General features: G+C 74.1%; 6 protein-coding genes. 2 read left to right on the forward strand and 4 right to left on the reverse strand.

What is annotated here, in order from left to right; genetic code table 11:
* Positions 1-634 (forward strand): molybdopterin cofactor-binding domain-containing protein (locus ACTIR_RS0107270; protein ID WP_154663692.1); only part of this gene is annotated, 634 nt, incomplete at its 5' end.
* 37 nt (positions 635-671) lie between these two features.
* Here ACTIR_RS0107270 and ACTIR_RS0107275 read toward each other — a convergent pair.
* From ACTIR_RS0107275 to ACTIR_RS22180, 3 genes are all read right to left on the reverse strand, one after another.
* The gene (locus ACTIR_RS0107275) at positions 672-1,343 is read right to left on the reverse strand and encodes a response regulator (protein ID WP_026453766.1); all 672 of its coding nucleotides are present in this window, start codon (positions 1,341-1,343) and stop codon (positions 672-674) included.
* On the reverse strand, positions 1,340-2,959 hold the full coding sequence (locus ACTIR_RS0107280; protein ID WP_026453767.1) for a sensor histidine kinase: 1,620 nt from the start codon (positions 2,957-2,959) through the stop codon (positions 1,340-1,342). The genes ACTIR_RS0107275 and ACTIR_RS0107280 overlap by 4 nt, the downstream gene beginning before the upstream one ends.
* 296 nt (positions 2,960-3,255) lie before the next feature.
* Positions 3,256-3,705, reverse strand: coding sequence for a response regulator (locus ACTIR_RS22180; protein ID WP_084789351.1), 450 nt, complete (start codon positions 3,703-3,705; stop codon positions 3,256-3,258).
* A 289-nt stretch (positions 3,706-3,994) separates the two neighbouring features.
* Between ACTIR_RS22180 and ACTIR_RS0107290 the strand changes: the two genes are divergently transcribed.
* Positions 3,995-4,942: a Gfo/Idh/MocA family oxidoreductase gene (locus tag ACTIR_RS0107290; RefSeq protein ID WP_026453768.1), complete on the forward strand. Its 948-nt coding sequence runs from the start codon at positions 3,995-3,997 to the stop codon at positions 4,940-4,942.
* 40 nt (positions 4,943-4,982) lie between these two features.
* Here ACTIR_RS0107290 and ACTIR_RS22185 read toward each other — a convergent pair.
* A partial coding sequence (locus tag ACTIR_RS22185; RefSeq protein WP_034238835.1) for a DUF1932 domain-containing protein occupies positions 4,983-5,294 on the reverse strand: 312 nt, incomplete at its 5' end.

Here is a 5,294-nt window from a genome sequence, read left to right on the forward strand (position 1 = left end):
CGCGCTGCTCGCCCGGACCGGCCGCCCGGCCGGGGAACTGCGGGTCGAAGGCGGGAAAGTGGTGTCCACACGCGACGGTGTCGTCGCCGACATCGCCGCCGTGCTCGGTGCGGACGAGCTGGACGAGACCGTCGAGTGGCGGCACCGCCCCACCGGGAGCCTGCACCCGGAGACCGGCCAGGGGGTCGCGCACGTGCAGTACGGCTTCGCCGCCCACCGCGCGGTCGTCGACGTGGACACCGAGCTGGGACTGGTGAAGGTGGTGGCGCTGGACTGCGCCCAGGACGTCGGCCGCGCCGTCCACCCGCAGGCGGTGCGCGGCCAGATCCACGGCGGTTCGGCGCAGGGGCTCGGGCTCGCGGTGCTGGAGGAGATCCGCACCGACGACGGCGTGATCCGCAACCCGTCGTTCACCGACTACCTCGTCCCGACCGTGCTCGACATGCCCCGGATGGCGGTCGACGTGCTCGAACGGCCCGACCCGCACGCGCCCTACGGGCTGCGGGGCGTCGGTGAACCACCGACCATCTCGTCCACCCCGGCGATCGTCGCGGCGATCCGCGCGGCGACGGGCCGACCGCTGCGGCGGGTCCCGGTGCGGCCGGAACACCTGATCCGACCGGACGGCCGGTGAACCGCCCACCCGTGGGTGATCGAGGGCCGGACGGAATTCAGGACCGGGCGGCGACCAGGCCCTCCCGCACGGCGACGAGGGCGGCCTGCGTCCGGGAACTCAGCTGCAGCTTGCGCAGGAGGTTGCTCACGTGCGTGCGCGCCGTGCGCTCGCTGATCACGAGCCGGTCGGCGATCTCCCGGTTCGAGTGCCCGCGCGCCACGAGGACGAGCACGTCGCGTTCCCGGTCGGTCAGTGCGGTCAGCCCGGTGGGCGGCGAGACCATCTCCCGGGTCAGGCGCTGCGCGACGGCCGGATCCAGATACACCTTGTCGGAGGCGGCGGCGTGCACGGCGGCGGCCACCTCGTCCGGCCCGGCGCTTTTGAGCAGGTACCCCGCGACGCCCTTCGCCAGGGCGGTGTGGACCCGCTCCAGCTCGCCGAAGCTGGTCAGCACGACCACCCGGACACCCGGGTGGGACTCGGCGATGTGCGCGGCGGCGGTCACCCCGTCCATCCGGGGCATGACGAGGTCGAGCAGCACCACGTCGGGCAGCTGCCCGTGCGAGCCCAGCACACGCAACCGCTCGAGTGCGTCGTCCCCGTCGTCGGCCTCGCCCGCGACCTCGATGTCGTCGAGGACGTCGAGGTAGGCGCGGATGCCGCGGCGCACGACGGCGTGGTCGTCCACGATCAGTACCCGCACCGGGTCGGCCGACGCCCCGGTCACCGGGCCGGTCCCTCCGGCGTCGGGTCGGGCAGTTCCAGCGTCGACGCCGCCGGTGTCGACGGGAGCACGGCCCGCACGGTCGTCCCCGCCCCGCGCCCGGAGGTCGGTGTCACGGTTCCACCCCATCGTGTCGCCCTTTCCCGCATCGTCTCGATCCCGTATCCGCCGGAGGAGTCCCCTTCGGGCGGCGTGTCGTATCCCCGGCCGTCGTCGGCGACGGTGGCCTCCAGCCATCCGTCCCGCAGGTCCGCGTCCACCGAGACGGTCGCGGCGTCCGCGTGCTTGACCACGTTGTGCACCGCCTCGGTGACGATCCGGTAGACGTCCTCGGACAGTTCCGCGTCCAGTCCGTCCACCGTGGGGGCGATCCGGACCTCGCAGCGCAGTCCCGCACGGGCGGCGGTGCCGTCCACGAACGCCCGCAGTGCCTCGGCGAGCCCGGCCTCGGCGACCGACGCCGACGGACGCCGCTGGTGCACCATCGCCCGCAGGTCCGCGAGTGCGCTGCGGGTGAGTTCGCCGACCTCACCGCTCACCCGGGCGATCGTGTCGGCGGGTACGGTGTCGTCCCGCCCCGCCAGCACCTCCATCGACTTGACGTGCATCCCGGCGGAGAACACCTGCTGCACGACCGAGTCGTGCAGGTCGCGGGCGAGTTGCTGCCGTTCCTCCCGGCGCGCCACGTCCCGTTCCCGCTCGACGAGCGTGGTGTAGTCGACGGCGATCGCGGCCTGCTCGGCCATCGCGGTCAAAAACTCCATCGTGCGGGCGTTCACCGTCTGCCCGGGGGCGAGGTAGGCGTTGAGCACGCCGGTGGACTGCCCCCGCGTGATCAGCGGGATGCTGACGAACGAGTCCCAGTCCAGCTCCACCAGGTAGTCGTGCAGCGGAGCCCAGGCGGGGTCGTCCCGCAGGGCCTCCCACCGGCGCGGGATCACCACCGGCTCCCGGGTCCGCAGCGCGGTGAGCATCTGCAGCGTGCCACCGAGTTCGTGCACCCGCGTGAGCCTGCGGAAGAAGTCGGTCGGGTGCCGGAACCCGGCGGATCCCATGACGTGCAACCGGCCGCCCGACTCGCCCCGGGTGAGGATCTGCACCCCCGCCAGCCCGTCGGCCTGCACCACCTCGGCGGCCAGCGCGTCCAGTGTCGCCGACACCGTCCCCTGGGAGGCGAGCTTGGCGGCGGTCCGGGCCAGGGCGGTGACCCGTCGCTGCCGGTGCCGTTCGTCGGTGACGTCCCGGAAGGCGACGACCGTGTAGCGCGGATCGTCCGACAGCGGATGCAACCGGTACGCGAATTCCCGCTGCCCGCCCGTGGCGGGGGTGTACGTGGTGACCTGTTCGGCGGTGTCGTCGTCGAACAGTCCCGGTGACCCGGCTCCGCACTCGTCGGCCAGCGGGAACGGCCCCGGCGTTCCGGTGAGGTCCGCGCCGGTGCCACCGCACAGGGCGAGCGCCGCGCGGTTGAGCCGTACGAAGTGCCCACGCGGGTCGAGGACGGCGAGGCCGTCCGGAACGTCGTCGGCCGGCACCGTCGTGTCCCGGGACACCGACACGGACCACCCGGTGTCCGCCCGGCGGGATCCGGTGTCCGACGGGCCCGGTGGGACGGCCATACGGGAGTCCTCCTCCGGTGTCGCGGTCGGCGGGGGAACGGTTCTCGTGGTGCCGGTGGTGCACGGCCGCGCGGGCACCTGGACCGTGGCGGACGTCCGTCCGCCACCTCCCAGCATGCACGCCCCACCCGGGCAGGGACACCCCTCCGTGCCCTCCCACGCGGCGGTGGCGGGGTTTCTACGTCATTTGTCGCGCGGTGGGGGCGACCGGAGTTCCGTGGGCCGACGACGTCGAGCACACGCCCCGCCACCGGGCGTGCTCCACGGGCGGGTGGCCGGGTGTCCGGAGGCGGGTGTCAGGCTCTCCCGTCCGGTGACGGTGCGTCCCCGTGTGGACCGGATCGGTGGTCGGCGACCGTCCGCAGTGTCCGGACGAGCTGTCCCGGATCGCCGTCCTTGGACAGGCACGCCCGGGCGCCCGCGGTCAACGCCGCGTGGGCCCGGGACGACTGGCCGAAGCCGGCCAGCACCACGACGGCCACCCCCGGGAACCGGTCCAGGATCTCCCGGGTGGCGAGGACCCCGTCCATGCGTGGCATGGCCAGATCGAGCACGACGACGTGCGGCAGGGCGCGGCGCCGGGCCAACGTCCGCAGCTCGTCGAGTGCCCGGAGGCCGTCCTCGGCCTCGGCGACCACGTCGACGTCGCCGAGCGCGCCCAGGTATGCGCGGAGCGCGCCGCGCACCGCCGGGTGGTCGTCCACGACGAGCACCTCCACCGGCGGTGGGGGTTCCTCAGACGGCATGACGGTGACCTCCGTGCGTCGTTGCGGGGTGGCACACCCGTCGGTCGGGCCGGCACCCGGGGGAGAGGATGCCGGGGACGCCGGGGCCGCGTCATCGCCGGTGGTGCGAAATCACGCCCGGGTCGGCGGCGATCTACGTCATCCGTCCCGGACGGTGTGCGGCGCGCCGCCCCGCCGGCCTGGTCCGCGTGCCGGGTGAGGGACCCCGCCGGTCACGCCTATGCTCGTTCCCGGCCGGTGCGGCCGTGCCGGTCCGTGTGGCCGGACGTCGGTGTGGAAAGGGGTGCGTGTGCGGATCTGTGTCGCCGGTGAGGGTGCGATCGGGCGCAAACACCTGTCCGTGCTGGGGCGGATCCCCGGAGTCGAGGTGTGCGCGCTCGTGGCGGGACGGGGAGAGGCGGGCGCCGCGGTCGCCGCCGAGTACGGCGTCCCGGAGGTGTCCACGGACCTGGACGGGATGCTGGTGCGCCCCGATATCGACGCGGTCGTGCTCGCCACGCCCACCCCGTTGCACGCGGACCAGGCCGTGCGGGTCCTGCGCGCGGGCAAGCACTGCCTGGTGGAGATCCCGATGGCGGACAACCTCGCCGACGCCGAGGAGCTCGCGCGGGTGGCGCGGGAGTCCGGCCGGGTCGCGATGGTGTGCCACACCCGCCGGTTCAACCCGCCGCACCGCTGGGTGCGCGCCCGGATCGCGGCGGGGAGGCTGCGGCTGCGGCACCTCGTCGCGCAGACCTTCTTCCTCCGCCGGGACAACCGCAACGCGCTGGGCGAGCCGCGCGACTGGACCGACCACCTGCTGTGGCACCACGCCTGCCACACCGTGGACCTGTTCGGTCACACCACGGGTGAGCGCCCCTCCGGGCTGTTCGCGCTGCAGGGGCCGCCGGACGCGAACCTGGGCATCGCGATGGACCTGAGCATCGGCCTGAAGGTGCCGTCCGGGGCGCTGTGCACGGCGGCGCTCTCCTTCCACCACGACGGTCCACAGGGGACGACCTTCCGCTACGTGTGCGACGAGGGCACGTACGTCGCGCACTACGACGACCTCGTCGACGGACACGGGAACCCGGTCGACCTCGCGGAGGTGACCGGCGACGGCGCCGCGGACGGCATCGAGGAGCAGGACCGCGAGTTCGTCGCCGCGGTGACCGGGGGACGGGAGCCGGAGTCGTCGGTCGCGCGGGGACTCGACACCATGCGGGTGCTGCACGAACTCGACACCCGCGCGGGGTGACCCCCGTCCGTTGCCCGGTCACCCGGGGACGCGGTCGGGCTCAGGAGTCGCCGAGCCCGCGCAGCAGCTCGCGGCCCGCGCGCGTCACGGTGGGCGACACGCCGAGGTCGTCCAGCATCGCGGCGGCCGCGTCCATCTCGGCGCCGCGCCGTACGGCGTGTGTGTGGCTCCCGCTCACCAGACGGTCCACAGTGGACTCATCCGCGCCGGCGAGCTCGGTGGCGATGTTGTCCCGCAGCCAGTCCTCGCACCCGGCGGCGCGGGCGGCCTCCAGCGCCTCCACCACGGCGGCCGCCATCCCCTTGAAGAAGACGCTGCGCAGCAGTTTGCGCCCGGCGGCGACCCCGGCGGG

The sequence above is a fragment of the Saccharomonospora iraqiensis subsp. iraqiensis genome (assembly GCF_000430445.1).
In the GTDB taxonomy this organism is placed as follows: Bacteria; Actinomycetota; Actinomycetes; order Mycobacteriales; family Pseudonocardiaceae; genus Saccharomonospora; species Saccharomonospora iraqiensis.